This window comes from Methylobacterium gregans, from assembly GCF_022179245.1.
GTDB classification, from domain to species: domain Bacteria; phylum Pseudomonadota; class Alphaproteobacteria; order Rhizobiales; family Beijerinckiaceae; genus Methylobacterium; species Methylobacterium gregans.
In genome coordinates this window covers 14,548-28,473 of sequence record NZ_BPQM01000026.1, presented here as the reverse complement: position 1 = coordinate 28,473, position 13,926 = coordinate 14,548, and the positions used below count along the sequence as shown (strand labels likewise).

Annotated in this window: 25 protein-coding genes; all 25 read right to left on the bottom strand. The window is 69.8% G+C overall.

Annotated features, from left to right (window positions below):
* Nucleotides 1-72 precede the first annotated feature (72 nt).
* Nucleotides 73-927, bottom strand: coding sequence for a recombinase family protein (locus MFF54_RS06075; RefSeq protein WP_238301728.1), 855 nt, complete (start codon nucleotides 925-927; stop codon nucleotides 73-75).
* A gap of 351 nt (nucleotides 928-1,278) precedes the next feature.
* Nucleotides 1,279-1,497, bottom strand: coding sequence for a hypothetical protein (locus MFF54_RS06070; protein ID WP_238301727.1), 219 nt, complete (start codon nucleotides 1,495-1,497; stop codon nucleotides 1,279-1,281).
* On the bottom strand, nucleotides 1,494-1,667 hold the full coding sequence (locus MFF54_RS06065; protein WP_238301726.1) for a hypothetical protein: 174 nt from the start codon (nucleotides 1,665-1,667) through the stop codon (nucleotides 1,494-1,496). Before MFF54_RS06065 ends, MFF54_RS06070 begins: the two co-directional genes overlap by 4 nt.
* Nucleotides 1,664-1,825, bottom strand: a complete 162-nt coding sequence (locus MFF54_RS06060) for a hypothetical protein (RefSeq protein ID WP_238301725.1) — start codon at nucleotides 1,823-1,825, stop codon at nucleotides 1,664-1,666. The genes MFF54_RS06065 and MFF54_RS06060 overlap by 4 nt, the downstream gene beginning before the upstream one ends.
* On the bottom strand, nucleotides 1,825-2,202 hold the full coding sequence (locus MFF54_RS06055) for a hypothetical protein (RefSeq protein ID WP_238301724.1): 378 nt from the start codon (nucleotides 2,200-2,202) through the stop codon (nucleotides 1,825-1,827). The genes MFF54_RS06060 and MFF54_RS06055 overlap by 1 nt, the downstream gene beginning before the upstream one ends.
* The gene (locus MFF54_RS06050) at nucleotides 2,202-2,360 is read right to left on the bottom strand and encodes a hypothetical protein (RefSeq protein WP_238301723.1); all 159 of its coding nucleotides are present in this window, start codon (nucleotides 2,358-2,360) and stop codon (nucleotides 2,202-2,204) included. The genes MFF54_RS06055 and MFF54_RS06050 overlap by 1 nt, the downstream gene beginning before the upstream one ends.
* A complete protein-coding gene (locus MFF54_RS06045) occupies nucleotides 2,360-2,536 on the bottom strand; it encodes a hypothetical protein (RefSeq protein WP_238301722.1) in 177 nt (58 codons plus the stop codon). Before MFF54_RS06045 ends, MFF54_RS06050 begins: the two co-directional genes overlap by 1 nt.
* A gap of 289 nt (nucleotides 2,537-2,825) precedes the next feature.
* Nucleotides 2,826-3,086, bottom strand: coding sequence for a hypothetical protein (locus MFF54_RS06040; protein ID WP_238301721.1), 261 nt, complete (start codon nucleotides 3,084-3,086; stop codon nucleotides 2,826-2,828).
* 446 nt (nucleotides 3,087-3,532) lie between these two features.
* Entirely contained in the window at nucleotides 3,533-4,531 is a 999-nt protein-coding gene (locus MFF54_RS06035; RefSeq protein WP_238301720.1) for a hypothetical protein, read from the bottom strand.
* Between the two features lie 79 nt (nucleotides 4,532-4,610).
* The gene (locus MFF54_RS06030; protein ID WP_238301719.1) at nucleotides 4,611-4,970 is read right to left on the bottom strand and encodes a hypothetical protein; all 360 of its coding nucleotides are present in this window, start codon (nucleotides 4,968-4,970) and stop codon (nucleotides 4,611-4,613) included.
* A gap of 40 nt (nucleotides 4,971-5,010) precedes the next feature.
* Nucleotides 5,011-5,748 carry a hypothetical protein gene (locus MFF54_RS06025; RefSeq protein ID WP_238301718.1) on the bottom strand — a complete coding sequence of 246 codons (738 nt, stop codon included), beginning with the start codon at nucleotides 5,746-5,748 and terminating at the stop codon, nucleotides 5,011-5,013.
* 272 nt (nucleotides 5,749-6,020) lie between these two features.
* On the bottom strand, nucleotides 6,021-7,685 hold the full coding sequence (locus MFF54_RS06020; RefSeq protein WP_238301717.1) for a hypothetical protein: 1,665 nt from the start codon (nucleotides 7,683-7,685) through the stop codon (nucleotides 6,021-6,023).
* Nucleotides 7,682-8,305, bottom strand: a complete 624-nt coding sequence (locus MFF54_RS06015; RefSeq protein ID WP_238301716.1) for a hypothetical protein — start codon at nucleotides 8,303-8,305, stop codon at nucleotides 7,682-7,684. Before MFF54_RS06015 ends, MFF54_RS06020 begins: the two co-directional genes overlap by 4 nt.
* Entirely contained in the window at nucleotides 8,302-8,817 is a 516-nt protein-coding gene (locus MFF54_RS06010) for a hypothetical protein (RefSeq protein ID WP_238301715.1), read from the bottom strand. Before MFF54_RS06010 ends, MFF54_RS06015 begins: the two co-directional genes overlap by 4 nt.
* 8 nt (nucleotides 8,818-8,825) lie before the next feature.
* Complete coding sequence (locus tag MFF54_RS06005) at nucleotides 8,826-9,947, bottom strand: ATP-dependent DNA helicase (RefSeq protein WP_238301714.1); 1,122 nt, start codon at nucleotides 9,945-9,947, stop codon at nucleotides 8,826-8,828.
* Entirely contained in the window at nucleotides 9,944-10,252 is a 309-nt protein-coding gene (locus tag MFF54_RS06000) for a hypothetical protein (RefSeq protein WP_238301713.1), read from the bottom strand. The genes MFF54_RS06005 and MFF54_RS06000 overlap by 4 nt, the downstream gene beginning before the upstream one ends.
* A gap of 4 nt (nucleotides 10,253-10,256) precedes the next feature.
* Entirely contained in the window at nucleotides 10,257-10,979 is a 723-nt protein-coding gene (locus tag MFF54_RS05995; protein WP_238301712.1) for an SAM-dependent DNA methyltransferase, read from the bottom strand.
* Nucleotides 10,976-11,212: a hypothetical protein gene (locus MFF54_RS05990; protein ID WP_238301711.1), complete on the bottom strand. Its 237-nt coding sequence runs from the start codon at nucleotides 11,210-11,212 to the stop codon at nucleotides 10,976-10,978. The genes MFF54_RS05995 and MFF54_RS05990 overlap by 4 nt, the downstream gene beginning before the upstream one ends.
* A complete protein-coding gene (locus tag MFF54_RS05985; protein WP_238301710.1) occupies nucleotides 11,209-11,643 on the bottom strand; it encodes a RuvC family protein in 435 nt (144 codons plus the stop codon). Before MFF54_RS05985 ends, MFF54_RS05990 begins: the two co-directional genes overlap by 4 nt.
* 185 nt (nucleotides 11,644-11,828) lie before the next feature.
* Nucleotides 11,829-12,008, bottom strand: coding sequence for a hypothetical protein (locus tag MFF54_RS05980; RefSeq protein ID WP_238301709.1), 180 nt, complete (start codon nucleotides 12,006-12,008; stop codon nucleotides 11,829-11,831).
* On the bottom strand, nucleotides 12,005-12,271 hold the full coding sequence (locus MFF54_RS05975; protein WP_238301708.1) for a hypothetical protein: 267 nt from the start codon (nucleotides 12,269-12,271) through the stop codon (nucleotides 12,005-12,007). The genes MFF54_RS05980 and MFF54_RS05975 overlap by 4 nt, the downstream gene beginning before the upstream one ends.
* Nucleotides 12,272-12,915: 644 nt before the next feature.
* Entirely contained in the window at nucleotides 12,916-13,302 is a 387-nt protein-coding gene (locus tag MFF54_RS05970) for a hypothetical protein (RefSeq protein WP_238301707.1), read from the bottom strand.
* A gap of 92 nt (nucleotides 13,303-13,394) precedes the next feature.
* A complete protein-coding gene (locus tag MFF54_RS05965) occupies nucleotides 13,395-13,562 on the bottom strand; it encodes a hypothetical protein (protein WP_238301706.1) in 168 nt (55 codons plus the stop codon).
* Nucleotides 13,559-13,681, bottom strand: a complete 123-nt coding sequence (locus tag MFF54_RS27610; protein WP_283206256.1) for a hypothetical protein — start codon at nucleotides 13,679-13,681, stop codon at nucleotides 13,559-13,561. The genes MFF54_RS05965 and MFF54_RS27610 overlap by 4 nt, the downstream gene beginning before the upstream one ends.
* On the bottom strand, nucleotides 13,681-13,914 hold the full coding sequence (locus MFF54_RS05960) for a helix-turn-helix domain-containing protein (protein WP_238301705.1): 234 nt from the start codon (nucleotides 13,912-13,914) through the stop codon (nucleotides 13,681-13,683). The genes MFF54_RS27610 and MFF54_RS05960 overlap by 1 nt, the downstream gene beginning before the upstream one ends.
* Nucleotides 13,915-13,926 lie beyond the last annotated feature (12 nt).

The window sequence follows — 13,926 nt, the reverse complement described above, 5'->3', positions numbered from 1 at the left end:
TTGGACGTGGCGAGCGCCCGTGCCCGGGGCTTCGTTTTGGTTCCGCTAAGGGCGGTTTCCGGAGGCGGAGGCCTACGGGACGATCGGCTCGTGACTGCCGACGGCGACGACGTGCGTCTCCGCCCCGTTCCAGCGGAACAGGTACTCGACGACGCCGCGATATTTCGGGTTGTCCGTGATGTAGGCGACGGTCGAGACGCGCCACTGCCCGCCCTTCGGCGAGGGCACACCGTCGGCGTTCAAGCCGTCGGTGATCGCCTGCAGCGTGCTCTTCCGGCGCCGCTCTTTCACGATGCGCTGGACGATCCGGGCCTGCTCGGGAACGACCTGTAGGCCGCCCTGCAGATCCTTGGTGTAGCCATAGGGCGCCTTGCCTCCGGCGAAGCCGCCCTTGCCCGCCTTGGCGACGCGGCCGCCGGCGGTGCGGTCCCGGATGACGTAGCGCTCGTTCTCCGCCATGCCGGCGAAGATCGCGAAGAAGGTGCGGCCCATCGGGTTCGACGTGTCGATTACCGACTCCGTGACGGACCGGAAGGCAACCTCGTGCTGCTCGGCCAGATCCGACACGGTGGTGAGCGCGTGGCGGATGTCGCGGGACAGGCGGTCGATCTTGGCGACCAGCAGGACGTCGAAGGCGCCGGACGCGGCGAGCTGCAGGGCCTGCCCGAAGGCAGGGCGATCGGCGGGCCGGGTCGCGCCGGACACGCCGGCGTCGGTCAGCACGTCGACGAGCTCGTAGGCCTGACTCTCCGCGAACGCCCGGACCGCCTTCTCCTGAGTGTCGAGGCCGTGGCCGCTCGAAACCTGCTCGTCGGTCGAGACGCGTAGGTATCCGAGCGCCCGCGTCGCGCTGGCAGCCTTAGTATCGGCCTGGACTTTATTCCGGGCCCGCTGGCGGCCCACGCGGCGCGAGCCAACGACCACCATAAGACCCTCAGTTTGTTGCGTTTTTCGCGCTGTTGTCCGGCCAGATGTCCAGAATTTCCAAGATCTCAAAAGACCTTGGAAACACCGACATGCGCGGAGGGTTTGGACCCCGGGTCAGGCCGCGACGGCGATGGCGAGATGGAGCACCGCGGGCTCGCGCCGATGCGCGATGTCGAGGCTCACGGCCAGTCGTTCACAGGCCTGTGGCATACAGTGTGCTATGGCTGGCCGCCCCTCCCAGGTCTCAACCCGAGGATGGGGCCGCGGGTCGGCCGGTAAGGCTTCGTCTCCTCGCCCGGTCGACCCGTCGCGCGAGCGCACGGGCTACGCGCCAGACCCAGGACCGGAACATCAGCGCCTCGCGACCTGGGCGCGGTCGCCGCAGCGGACCTTCGGGTACCGGCCGTCGCCAAGCAGCTGGTGATGGGCCGGCGCGAGCTGGCCCGCCATCATGCAGGCGAACAGGGACGGCACCGGCGCGGTGATGACGTCGACGGCGGTCGCGCGAGAGCAGTCCGGCACGGCCGTGGTCGCGGCGCAGATCAGGATGGTGGCCAGCAGCTCGTTCATCGGCGCGGGCCCTTCTTCGGGGCGACCGTGTCGCCGATCGCGAGCAGCACCAGGATGACGAGCGCCATCAGCACCACCTTCATGGTGAGCGGCGACACGACCATCGGCAGCGCTGCGGCGGCTGCGGCCGGGATCTCGAAGCCGCCGGCGAGCATCAGGTCCTCGATCATCGGTCGCCGCCCTGCGAGAGGACGCGGCCGGTGCGGATGACGAGGCCCGGCACGGAACCGGTGTGGACGGCCGGGCGCGGCTCCGGCACCGCGCCGCCCTCGGGGCGGGCGAGCAGACGGCGCAGCAGCGCGATGTAGGAGGACGCTCGCTCGACCATCACAGCCTCCAGGCCTGCGCGAGGGCGCGGCGATACTGGCGCTGCTCCTCGACGAGGGGAGCGCGCACGACCGGCAGCATCAGGTTGCGGGTGAGCGCCAGCTCGTCCCGCAGCGCCGGCGCGGCGAAAACCTTGGTGGCCGCGGCGATCACGGGACCGCGCAGGTCCTGGATCAGCTCGCGGTACGCGCCGACGACGGTCGGCGAATGCACGATGACGACGCTGCCGCCGGCAGGCAGGCCTTCGACGAGGCTCCGGACCTGCGAGGCAGCGGCGAGCTCGGCCTGGGTCGGCTCGGCGTCGTCGAGGCGCTCCGCCAGCGGCGTGCGGACGTCGGCGCCGAGACCGACGACAAGTTCAGGGATGAGCCCACGCATCAGCGCCGCCGGAAGATCAGGATGATGGCCGACGGAGTCGGCTGGTCGAGCCGGTCGCGGAGATCCTGCGCGCGGGCGCGGATACCGACCGAGGCTTGATCGACCGCCAGGATGGCGTCCATCATGCCGACGAGGGCGGAGCGCTGGCGGGCCGTCATCAGGCGATGCCCAGGCGGCGGTGCGTGATCCGGCGCCAGCCCTTGGTCGGGTGGAGCACCATGATCGCGTCCGCGAGGTAGCGGATGGCGGCGATGCGCTTCGGCGCGATCGCGTTCCAGGCGGCATCCACCCGCGCGCGGTGCATCTCCGCGACGGTCGGCATCTTCGAGGGCATGGGCGCTTTCCAAAGAAAAACCCCGCCGGAGCGGGGTTGGGAATAGATCCGGAATGTTCCGACCCGGTTTGGCCGGGTCCTGCGGACGATGGGGTGATGCGAGAGCTTCCGTCCGACGTGTTGATCCCGTGTCCCCCGCCCACTACGGCAGGCGCTGACCGCTCTCCCGAGCTTCCGGCACGTCCCCGACGATCCCCAGCAGGCTGTCGGGCCTCCGCCCCCTATGGGGGCCTCGCATCAGCCGATCGGCCGATGGTGGTTGGTGATGATGCGGGCCGGACGAAGCCGATCAGGCCCGGGCGCGCAGTCGCCGCGCCCGGTCGCGGATCAGCGCCGCGGGCACCTGCAGGCCGGTATGCCGCAGCGAGGCGGTATCGTGAGCGGGCCGCGCGGAGCGGGGCAGGTCCTGGCCGGTAAGCTCGCGATGGAGGCGGCGAAGGCCGGACCGGATCTCGTCCTGGGCGGCCATGCACTCCTCGGCCGAGCGCCGGTGTCCGGGCATCCGGAGATTGTCGGCGAGCCCGACGAGCGCGGCGACGCGCTCTGCCACCTCGCGATCCGTCACAACGGTGCGTCCGACATTGGGGCAGACCTTAGCAGATCACAGGCGCGCCTGCTGAGAGATAGGGGCCGGGTAACGCGCCGGCACGCGCCCTTCCGGGATAGATGACGATGCGCCGGCCGGACTGCCGCTGATGGGCAGGCGGTGAAGGCTCTATCGTCGGCCGCCCGCGAGAGCGGCCATTCGGCACGAAGGCCGTCGGTGAGGTTCGGAAAACATGCGGCATGCCGACCCAAGCGCGCACATGGCTCGGGCTCCGCGTGTGAGGCCGCTATCGGTCGAAGAGTGGAAGCGTCGGGAAGGGCGCGCCGAGTTACATGGCCGCCTCCCCCGAACGTTGGTCGTCCGGAAACGAGAACGGCCCCGTGCGGGTGTCCGCCGGGGCCGTTGCTACATTTCTGCGTCATCCGGTCTAGTCAAGCGACAAACCGCAGTCAAGCCCCGGTCTGGCCGACGGCAACAGGAGCGGCCTGGGCCGGCCGGGCGGACGCCTTGCGTCTGGTCGACCGGCGACGATGGCGGAGCAGGTAATCGACGCAGCGGTCCTCCCGCATCTCCCGCAGCCGACGGCGGCTCTCAGGGTTGTCGAGGACCCGTTTCGGCAGGACCGCGTCGGCCTCGCCGGTCCAGGGGCGCTGCGCCGCCGACGGCGGCAGGACGCCGATCGTCTCGAGCTTGCCCGCGAGCTCGTGCGCCAGGAGGTCGATGCCCGCCCACCAGGCCGCGTACTGCGCGCGCTCGATCAGGATCGAGGTCGGGTTGTCCCAGTGGAGCGGGCAGTAGGCGCCGCGCGGGTACCGGTCCTTGCCCTCCGCGCTGCAGGGCTCTTCCTTCGTGCCGCGCATGATCATCACCTGCGGGCGGCCGCGGTTGTCGACGATCGCTGCCGGGAGCGGGGAGGCCGCAAAGGTCGGGCGGCTGCCGAGGCGGGCCTTGATCCGGACGAGCTCGACGATCTGGCCCATGGCCGCCGTCATCGCGGTATGCTCGTCCAGGTCCTGCGGCAGATAGGTGAGCAGCCCGAGCGACCCCTCGAAGCGGTGGTCGGCGAACCGGGCCAGCCCCTTCACGGCCTCCTCGACGATCAGGGCATCGGGATGGGGGTCACCCATGGCGAGCGGGAAGCCGGGCTCGCGGCTGAAGTTCTCGACCCGGCCCCCGAGCGCGGCCATCGCGAACATCGGGCTGATCGAGCGGTACTCCCGGGGCATCCCGTCGTCGCCGTCGCGGCGCTTCGGAAGCTCCTCGCGGAAGGCCCAGGTCAGCAGCGCCTCGATGTCCATGAGGCGCTTGCCCGGCGCCTTCGGCTTCTGCGCGGGCGGGAGCATGTAGACCCGGCTCGCGCGGGCGCCGCCGGCGTGACGGCCGGGCGCGGCCCGGCGCTCGGGGGCGAAGGTTCGGGTGGTGCTCGTCGACGAGGCCGGCGCGGTCACGGTGGTCCCCTGTGCCTGTCCCGCTTCGAAACAAACGGGCAACACCGCGGGGGTCGGACCGGATTGGCACAGTTGTCAATCACGGATTGCCGACCCGCTCGTTCAGGTCTTGGTAGATCATCACCAGGAACAGGTGGGCCAGGGCGAGGTCCACGTGACGCTGAGCCGTCGTCCGATTCCAGCCGCGCAGCCGGCAGGTCTCGCGGAATGCCCCGTCGTCCATCTGCGCGCGGCACCAGGCCTTCAGCTGCTCGCGATGCTCGCGGTCCGGGATCTCCCGGTCGACCAGGCGCCGCATGCGCATATCGAACGGGACGGGCCCCAGCTCGGGCAAGGGGGGCTTGTCGGTGAGGCCCGAGATGATCCAGGCGACCACCTGCCGGTGGCTGTAGCGCGGCGGATATGCGGGCGGGTCGGGTCCTGCTGGGCGATCCTGCATTCGTACCTGGGTGATCTACTGGACCGGGACGATCACGTCCTCAGTGTTGAGGGTGTCGTGGGGTTGGGGCTGCGTTGGGACGCAGCGTAGAAAGCTGCCCGGCGCTCGCATCTCGATGTTGCAGGATCACGGCTTCGGCCTGCGCGATATCGTCCACTGCGGAAGGACGCACCCGCATCGCTTCGCCGATCATGGCCCGGTGCGCATCAGGGTCGAAATGCCAGCGCGCCATGCCATAGCGCTGGGCCACATGCTCTGCAGGCTGCCGACCCCATACGTCCTCGACCGAGCCGTCAGGGTGCACGACGACGGCGTGGAATCGGTCGCCGGTGAGATCGTGGCCGTCCAGAAGCCCGTCCAGGATCATGGTCGCGGCAGGAAGTCCGGTCACACGGGACAGGGCCTCGGCGTAGACGGCGCAGCCGCTCCAGGAATACAGCGCGAGCGTTTTGGCCGGCAGGCGCGGTTGAGGCCGTTCCGGGACGAGGTCCAAGTAGACGGAATTCGACTGCAGCAGAGCCGTCGCCTGCTCGATGGCAGCTTCGTCGAGGAGGCCGGCTTCAGCGATACCTTCCTCGCCCAGGCATTTCGTTCCGATCCGCAGCTGCCCGTTCTGTAGGGCGTCCGACGGCCAGTCCCGGCGCAACCTGACCAGCGGGACGACGACCATGTTGCTGAACCGTTCGGACGTGAAGATGCCCCGAGGGTCGAAGACCTGATCGCCGCTGCTCTCAGCTTGGTACCGCACCACCGTTTCGCCGACGTAGGTCGCGTGCACCGGCCAGCCGCGAAGGCGCTCAATCGCAACGGCGAAATGGAGCGCCTGGTCTGCCTCGGCCTGAGCCAGAGCGCGAGACACGAAGCGCCCACGCCCGGACGTCGTGATCGCTGTCGGATTCGCTTTCGAAGCTCCCACTAGGAGGACTCCATCTTCTGTTCTTTGGGGGGGATTGGGGGGATTGGGGGGGATTATTGAACCACTGAACACATGACCCGAACGTTTGCGCATGCGCTTAAAATACCCCCCCAATCCCCCCAATCCCCCCCAGATCACGGGCTCACGGTCTGTCGGGCATCGTCGTCGTCCGACGCGTGGAGCCGCATAAGGGCGTACCGATTGCCGCGTTTCTCGTCGGGATGGTCCACAAGCCGATGCCCGGCCATGACCTGGCCGCTGAGGGTCTTGAACCACTTCCCGATGGAGACCGTGGACGGCGTTGCCGCTCTGGCCCCGGTGCGGACCATCAGGAGATCGCGGAACAGAGGCCTGCGGTACTGCTGGTCGAACTGGTCCGTCTCGCATGCGACCGCCACGACCTCGGAGACGCTGTAGAAGCGCCCCTCGTCGAGGTGTTCCTGCCAGTGCTCGAACAGCTCGCGTTGCTGAGAGAGGTTCGGGTCCTCGGCCCGAGCCGTTTCCATGCTGGCCGTTGGATCGGCCTCGCCGAGCCAGATCAGGGCGGATCGAACGGTCGCCGACCAAGCCCCGTAGGAGCCAAGCGGTCCGCAGACCCGGGGTGAACTGGCAGCGCGGTAGGCCAGCAGGATCGTGAGCGCGGCAGCCACGTATCGCCCGCGATCGGCCATCGCGCGAAGGACGGGATCGAAGTCGAAGTTTCGCAGCTCGGGGCGCTCGACCTGGGCGTCCAGTGAGCAGAGCACGGCCCGTCGGGTCATGTCGCCGACGAGCGTGAGCTTGTTGCCAGTCGCGAAGGGCATCGAGCGGCACTCGATCTCTGGGGATTCGCTCCGCCCGAGCACGCGCACCCGCACCAGCGGTCGCTCCGTCATCTGGCAGAGCATGTCGCCGCCGAGTTCGCCGTTGGCGTTGTCGATCGAGATCAGCGGCGCGCCGTCGAGGAGCATGGCGCCGAGGCGCTTCTCGGTCTCCTCCTCTGTCTTCCCCGCCGTGATCACCGGGCACGGCCGCCCGGCGGCGATCGCCGAGAACAGGTCGACCAGATAGCTCTTGCCCGTCCCGGGGCTGTGGGCCCGGATCGCGTGCAAGGGCACGACTGGCAGTGCCGGTCTCAGCACGGTCGTGAGGATCCCCGACAGAGCGACGGAACGGTCTGCGGGGCCGACGAAGGGAAAGCCTGACACGATGTCGGTGAGCAGCTCCAAGGCGCGCTCGGCGTCGGCACGGGTCGGCCGTGACGGTATGTGGGGGAGGCGGAAACCCGGATCGAGCAGGACGAAGAGGCCGGTCGCCTCGTCGTACCCTGCGGTGTCCAGGAGGCTTCCGTCAGGCCTCAGCGTCGGCGTGGTGATGACGCCCGACAGCCTGGGAAACGTCCACATCCCGGCGCGGGCGAGCAGGTGCTCGGCCACCCATCGCGGCGGGTCGGTCTTGATCCACGTCTGGCGCTGCTCCGAGTACCGCTTGAAGGTCACGGCGCGGCCGAGCAGGTCTGTGAGCGAGGCCGAGCACAGCTCCTTGATGCGGCCGACCACGGTCGCCCGCCCGCCCGAAGCCAAGGTCTCCTCGAGGATGGGCTGCACCAGGCGCCCGGCACGCACGTAGACCGGGGCGCCCATATCGATCAGCGCCGTTTCCGTCTCGTCGACGACGCGCGGCTGCTCCGCGGCTTTGATCTGGATGACACGGCGTGAGCCGTCCGGCCCATCGCCGTCGTCGTCCGGAGCGTGCGCCCCGTTCGTCTTCGCACGCTTCTGGAGCCGCTTCGCATCGTAGAGCTGGGTGACGCTGGTCATGCTGCTGCTCGCGCGATGCTGTCCGTGGGCACGACGATGCGCGGCAGGCGCACCTTCGCGAGCATGGCCTGGAGGGATTCGCCGTGCGCGACGTCCGCGGCCTGGAGCGCGGGCTGGTCCAGCAGGAAGGGCCGGGCGAGGCTCTCGTGCACGATCACCGCGCCGCGCCGGCACACGGCGAGCCACGCGAGCGGGTCCGGGAAGACGAGCAGCGGCTCGTCGACTGTGGGCGCGACCGGACCGATCAGGACCCCGACATGCCGGTTCAGGGACGCGAGCCGGCCCGTCTTCGGATGCCACGCAACCAGGTCGAGCAGCTCGTCGTCCTCGATCGCGGGGATCACGAAGGCCGGCACGAGCGCGTCGGGATCGGCCCGCTTGTCGTCGGCGAAGACGAAGCGGCTACCGCGCAGGAACTGCACCCGGGCCTGCCGGACCTCGAAGCCGAGCGTGAACGGGATGCGCCCGCGCCAGACGAGGTGGTGGGCGGCGACGCCGACGGCGGCCGGGTCCGCGAGGTAGCCGAGCAGGGCGAAGCCCGAGACGCCGGCGGCCGCGAACCACTCGAGGTGCACCTGCCGGAGCCGCGCGCAGCTGGCATAGATCTCGGCGGCGCTCATGCCGTCACCTCGGCACTGACGCCATAGAGCATCAGATCGGCGTCCCCCGGCTTGCCTCCCTTCGGTACGAAGAGCGCATCGTGCGCCGACCAGCCGCGGTGAAGCCGCATCGACGTCGTGTCGTAAGAGACGGCGCCCCAGCGCTCGACAGCCTCGACCAGCAGCATCGGGTGATCGCAGACGTCGATGATCCGACCCCCGCGCGTGTTCCGAGCCTGTTCCGTCCGGGTTGCCCAGACGCAGTTGTCAGGCCCGTACCCATCCTGGTTGCGGCGTCGTTCGAGGCTGTGACCGGGGCTAGGCTTCGTGCCCATGTCGACGAGGAAGCACTGGAAGCCGGTGAGCTCGCCATCGCCGTGGAGCCATCGGCTGCAGATGCCGATGCCGCGCGCGCCATAGTCCTTGTACCGGGCCTGGTTCCTGTTCAGGCACCGGTTCTTCATCGCCGCGTAGGCGCGGTACTCCGGTGAAGGTCGACCTTCCGGCGAATGCCCGTGAATGACGCGTCCCATCGTCGTTCTCACGCCACAGCTACAGTCAAGCGCTCTGCAGCGCGGGTAATTCCAGTATAAAGATGACGGGATCTGTTATCCCGGAAGGTCGAGCTCTCATCGATGAGCAGGACGTTGTCCCACTGCGAGCCCTGCGCCTTGTGGACGGTGAGCGCGTAGCCGTAGGTGAACTCGTCGCTCTTCTTCCGGATCTCCCAGGGGATCTCGTCGGCCCGGGTGTCGAAGAACAGGCGGTGGACCTTCACCCGGGCGGTCAGGCGGCGCACGTCGATCGAGGCCAGCTCCAGGGCGAGGAAGCCCTCATCGCGATCCTCGATCGAGGACACGGTCCAGAGGCCGCCGTTGAGCAGCGCGCGATTCCGGTCGTTCTTCAGACATACCAGCCTGTCGCCCACCTCGGGCCGGTTCGGGTCGCGGCCCTGCAGGTGCCGGACCTTCGCGTTCACGGTGCGCCGGGTGCGGTTGAGCCCGACCAGAACCTGGTCGGCGCCCGTGACCATGCGCTGGCCGAGGCTGCGCAGCTCGATCACCCGGCTGTCGCCGTAGCCGCCCCGGCTGAGCCGGCGCCCCTCACGCACGTCCATCGACATGCGGATGATCGGGTTGTCGGCCGCCTGCCGGTGGATCTCGGTGAGCATGAAGTCGGGCTCGACGCGGGTGAAGAAACCCTCGCCGCGCACCGGCGGCAGCTGTGCGGGATCGCCGAGCACCAGGACCTTCGTGCCGAAGGAGAGCAGGTCCTCGCCCAGCCGGTCGCCCACCATCGAGCACTCGTCGATCACGACGAGGTCGGCCGTGGTCACCTCGGAGAGCGGGTTGAGCCCGTAGCGCCACTCGACGCGCAGGATCTCGCCGGTCTTCTCGTCGATGTCCTCGTGCTCGTAGGCCTTGTAGATCAGCGAGTGGATGGTCTGCGCGCCGGTGCAGCCCTTCGACTGCAGCACCAGGGCGGCCTTGCCGGTGAAGGCTGCGAAGAGAGCGTTCTCGCTGACGCTGGCGGCCGCTTCCTTGGCGATCGTCGTCTTGCCCGTGCCGGCGTAACCGCCGAGGTAGAACACTTGGTCGTCGGAATCGCGGTGCCAGTCGCGGATGGCGAGGAGCGCCGCGTCCTGCTGCGGGGACCACGTCATGGCCGGCCCCCGGCGCGCGCGGCGGGCTTCGGGCGCCGGCTGGGCTCCTCGAGGAGGTGCACCCGGTCGAGGTTGGCCTGGTGGTGCTTCACGATCTCCAGCACCTGCCGAAGGTCGTTGGCTTCCTGGAGCCGCGGGGTGCCGTCGCAGTTCGGGGTGGCGGCGAGTACGCGGGCGGTCTCGTCGGCGCGCCGGACCAGCGCCTCGACGCGATCGATCACGCGGTCGAGGTCGGCGAAGCGGTCGATGACGGCCTGCTCGGCGCGCTGCTGCTCGGCGAGCCACTGGGGGGAGGGCTGACCCATGCCGCTACTCCACGCACGCGAGGAGTGGGGCATCGGCCTGGAAGCCGAGCCGCATGGCGTCGTCTGGCCGGGTCAGCGCATCCCTCTGGCCCGGTGGAATCCAGATCAGATCCGTGCAGCGCGCACGCGGGTCGTGTCCGGCCGAGCCGCGCCGGACGGTCCAGATCACCCAGGCGTAGGCCGTGGCGGTGCTGGCCGTCGGATCCCAACGGCCCTTCACCATCGGCACGCGCTCGCAGAATTGCGCGACGAAGGTCGGCGGGTGGGCGTTGAAGATCCGCTGGTACCGGTCCGCGCCTTCGATCCAGGCGGTGCGCACCAGCATGGCGACGCCGGCCTGGGCGAGCTCGAGCGCGCGCAGCACGAACGCGTCTGCCACCTTGAACGGCGGGTTCGTGACGATCCAGTCGACGACGGGCGTCTCGGCCTGCTCGTCGAGGAAGTCCTGGACGCGCAGCCAGGCGGCCGGCCACGGCGTGCGCACGCCGCCGTGCTCGAACACGTCGGTCGCAACGACCGGGGCGAAGTACTCCTCCAGGACCGCGGACATATGGCCGAGGCCGCAGGCTGGATCCCACGCGCTCTCCCAGCGTCGGCAGAGCAGGCGCGGGCGCAGCACGCTCTCGATGAGCGCGCGCGTGGCCCACGGGGGCGTACAGAACAGGTCGAGGCTGTCGGGCGCCTCGCAGCGCTGCGCCATGACGGCGGTGTGGCCGGCCGGGATCATGCCGCCCTCGCGAACAGGTCGTCGGGCATGCGGTAGCGCGTGCCGCGCGCGATCGCCGCGCGTGCGAGCTTCTCCGGTACCGGCGCCGGGCACGGACCCGGCCCACGCAGGCGGTGCGGCCCCTCCAGGAGCCATACGCCGTCGGCCAGGACGAGGCCGCACCCGGCTGCGAGCCAGAACGCCACGCGCGTCTCGGTCATGCCGAGCCGGGCCGAGGCGAAGCCGATCTTCACCGCACCACCTCCGCGGCGAAGCGGGCGATCAGAGCGGCCTCGGCCCGGCCGTGGTGCTTCTTGAGACGGAAGTCGGCCGAGCTCGGCCACGTCTGGATCGCGAGCGCCCGCGCCCGCTCCTTGTCGGAATCGAGCCGGAAATGCCGCTTCCAACGACCCGGGGTCTCCTGGCGGAGCGGCAGCTCGAGCACCGCCACCGCGGCCAGCACCGCCCCGTAGGCCATGCCGAACTTGAAGGTCGAGGAGACGCCTTGCTTGGGCATCGCCGAGACGCGCTCGACGATCGCCTCCGTGGCGCCCGACGCGCGGATCAGGCGCGCCAGCTCCGGCACGTCGAGCTGCTTGTCGACGATGGGCGCGTCGTACACCTCGATCCGGGCCGGCTGATCCGGCCGGTAGAACGCGAGCGCGCCCGAGGCGCCTGGATCCACGCCGAGGATCACCCGAGCCGGGCCCGTCGTGCTGAGGGCAGTATTCGAGTCGGAAAGAACAGCCGCGGCATCTTGCGCCGGGTGGAGACTTATGTCTTCCATGTCGCGCTCCAACAAACTTCGACCTTCCGCCCGGTCCTGTTCCAGCAGGCCGGGCGGTTCTCGTTTCGGGATCAGTCTCGGTGCTAGGGCGGACCGCGGCGGCCGGTGCGATCCCAGAGGCGCGGGTTCCACTCGCGGGCGCGCTGCTGCCAGAGGCGGGACGAGGCGAGGACAGGGTTGGCGAGATCGCCGATCCAGGTCAGCGCGTAGGCGAGGCCGCGTAGGATGTTGGCGGTTAGCTCGGCGAACTGAACGCGGATCACAGGTGCCCCTCCCGCATGTCGGTGAGACGCTGGCGGATCTGCCGGGCCTTCGCCTCGAGCCGCTCCTGCTCCTGCATCCGGGCGACGTGCGCGAACCAGGCGTCGCGCGTCTCGGGATGCACGCTGCAGAGGAAGGGCGCGCCGTAGCGGCGCACCAGCGCGTCGTAGGCCGGGCCGCTGGGCGCGTTGCCCTGGTCGAGCCACTTCCGCACCGTGTGCGCGGAGATCCCGGTCTCGGCCTCGACGCTCTGGGCTGTCTTCACCGGGTGCTGCTCGCGCAGGAAGGCGCAGACGTGTTCCGCTAACGTTCGGCCATCGACCTGAGAAACCTTTCGCCGAATCTGACCGGTCTTTCCCATCGAACTCCCCGATGCTGTGAGCATCAAGGAGGGGGCATCGGAGGAGAGGCCGGAGGCGAGGCTGGTAGCGAAGGAGGCAGCGGTCATCTCAGCAACCTCCAGCCAGTTCGGTGGGGGACGCAGGCACAGCAGCGCGATCGCCGACAGCTTGGCGGCGGAGGCGATCACGCCGGGAAAGGGACGCGCCGGCCGGGCCCCGAGACACGGGTCGGCCGGCGCGCTCGCATCCGGGAGCCGTGAGGCTGCGACCGGTGCGATCCGGGGAAGAAAAGGCCGGCGCCGCGAGGGCGCCGGCAGTCGGGGAGGAAACGCCATCCAGCGTTTGCACCCGCAGGTGCCCGGGGACGCGCACAAGGCGCGAAACTTGGACGCCGGCCCGCCGATGAGGGGCGAACGACGGACCGGCGCTCGGCCGCGACACGCGACGCGAGAGGGAGACAGATATGCACAGGGGCCCGGCGCGCAGTAACCGCATGAGCGGCACGTGCGCAGTACAGATTTCGCGAACCGGGGCGGGACCGACCGCTATGATCGCGAGCGACGACATCTCACGCCACCTGCCGGAGGCGCTGGCCGAGCTTCATCAGCAGGTGCTTCAGCCGCACCGGCTGGGCGGTGCGACGCTCTTCGTCGGCAACGACGACACGCCCGGCGCCGTCTGCCTGCTTGCAGAGGACCACCCCGCCCGCCGCGCGGTGCGCGAGCCAGCCCGGAAGGTCGGGATCGTGCGCCTCGCCCTCGAGGTGGTACGCCGCCTGTTCCAGACGGACGCCGAGCGCGGCCATGTCGGCACGGATCCGCGTGACGTAGGTGGCCGATCCGATATCGGCGGTGTCCCGCTCGAACACGCGGGCAGCAAGGAGAGCATCAGCCGAGGCGAGCCGGCAGGCGCCGGCAAGATCGAGAAGGCGCAGTCGAGCGGTGTCGTGCGGCATCGGACGGTCCGGACAGGAGGAAGCCGGCACCGGACCAGGGGCCCGACGCTGGTAGCCGGCAGACGCACGCGGTGAGAGGGGAGTGGGCGCGCTCATCGGGACGCGCCTCCGAACGAGGCCAGGAGCAGGCCGTCGCCGGTCGATCGAGCCTGCGCCCAGACGAGGACGGGCACGCCGTCGGCGGCCACCAGCCAGAAAGTCTGAACGCCGCGGCGGGAGCGAACCCGGAGCAGCACGCGGTGATGGCGCCGGGCGCTCACGGCTGGCCCCCGAGATGCAGCACTGGCAGCGCGCCTCTCGACGCGGCGCCCGAGGCGTACGCCCAGGCCGCCGCGTAGAACGGCACCATGATGAAAAGGCCGATGACGATGCCGCGCATCACGCGGCCCTCTGTGGGTCGGCGGCATCGGTGTTGGCTGGTAGCGGAGCTGCGATCAGCTCCGCCGCCGTCACCTCACCCCCCGTCCCCTCGACGATCTTGCGGATCGTGCCAGCGCGCGGATCGCGCTCACCCCGGAGGATGCGCGTGATCGTGGATGGCGGAACGCCGATCTCGGCCGCGAATGCCGCGGGCCTGATCTTCCGCTCGGAGAGGTAGGCAGCGAGGTCCATGCCTCATGATTT

Bases quoted from the DNA above. Each gene is read 5' to 3' on its own strand.
- MFF54_RS06075 (WP_238301728.1), bottom strand. From the start codon at position 927: ATGGTGGTCGTTGGCTCGCGCCGCGTGGGCCGCCAGCGGGCCCGGAAT.
- MFF54_RS06070 (WP_238301727.1), bottom strand. From the start codon at position 1,497: ATGAACGAGCTGCTGGCCACCATCCTGATCTGCGCCGCGACCACGGCC.
- MFF54_RS06065 (WP_238301726.1), bottom strand. From the start codon at position 1,667: ATGATCGAGGACCTGATGCTCGCCGGCGGCTTCGAGATCCCGGCCGCA.
- MFF54_RS06060 (WP_238301725.1), bottom strand. From the start codon at position 1,825: ATGGTCGAGCGAGCGTCCTCCTACATCGCGCTGCTGCGCCGTCTGCTC.
- MFF54_RS06055 (WP_238301724.1), bottom strand. From the start codon at position 2,202: ATGCGTGGGCTCATCCCTGAACTTGTCGTCGGTCTCGGCGCCGACGTC.
- MFF54_RS06050 (WP_238301723.1), bottom strand. From the start codon at position 2,360: ATGACGGCCCGCCAGCGCTCCGCCCTCGTCGGCATGATGGACGCCATC.
- MFF54_RS06045 (WP_238301722.1), bottom strand. From the start codon at position 2,536: ATGCCCTCGAAGATGCCGACCGTCGCGGAGATGCACCGCGCGCGGGTG.
- MFF54_RS06030 (WP_238301719.1), bottom strand. From the start codon at position 4,970: ATGCAGGATCGCCCAGCAGGACCCGACCCGCCCGCATATCCGCCGCGC.
- MFF54_RS06020 (WP_238301717.1), bottom strand. From the start codon at position 7,685: ATGACCAGCGTCACCCAGCTCTACGATGCGAAGCGGCTCCAGAAGCGT.
- MFF54_RS06015 (WP_238301716.1), bottom strand. From the start codon at position 8,305: ATGAGCGCCGCCGAGATCTATGCCAGCTGCGCGCGGCTCCGGCAGGTG.
- MFF54_RS06010 (WP_238301715.1), bottom strand. From the start codon at position 8,817: ATGGGACGCGTCATTCACGGGCATTCGCCGGAAGGTCGACCTTCACCG.
- MFF54_RS06005 (WP_238301714.1), bottom strand. From the start codon at position 9,947: ATGACGTGGTCCCCGCAGCAGGACGCGGCGCTCCTCGCCATCCGCGAC.
- MFF54_RS06000 (WP_238301713.1), bottom strand. From the start codon at position 10,252: ATGGGTCAGCCCTCCCCCCAGTGGCTCGCCGAGCAGCAGCGCGCCGAG.
- MFF54_RS05995 (WP_238301712.1), bottom strand. From the start codon at position 10,979: ATGATCCCGGCCGGCCACACCGCCGTCATGGCGCAGCGCTGCGAGGCG.
- MFF54_RS05970 (WP_238301707.1), bottom strand. From the start codon at position 13,302: ATGCCGCACGACACCGCTCGACTGCGCCTTCTCGATCTTGCCGGCGCC.
- MFF54_RS27610 (WP_283206256.1), bottom strand. From the start codon at position 13,681: ATGCGCGGCATCGTCATCGGCCTTTTCATCATGGTGCCGTTCTACGCG.
- MFF54_RS05960 (WP_238301705.1), bottom strand. From the start codon at position 13,914: ATGGACCTCGCTGCCTACCTCTCCGAGCGGAAGATCAGGCCCGCGGCA.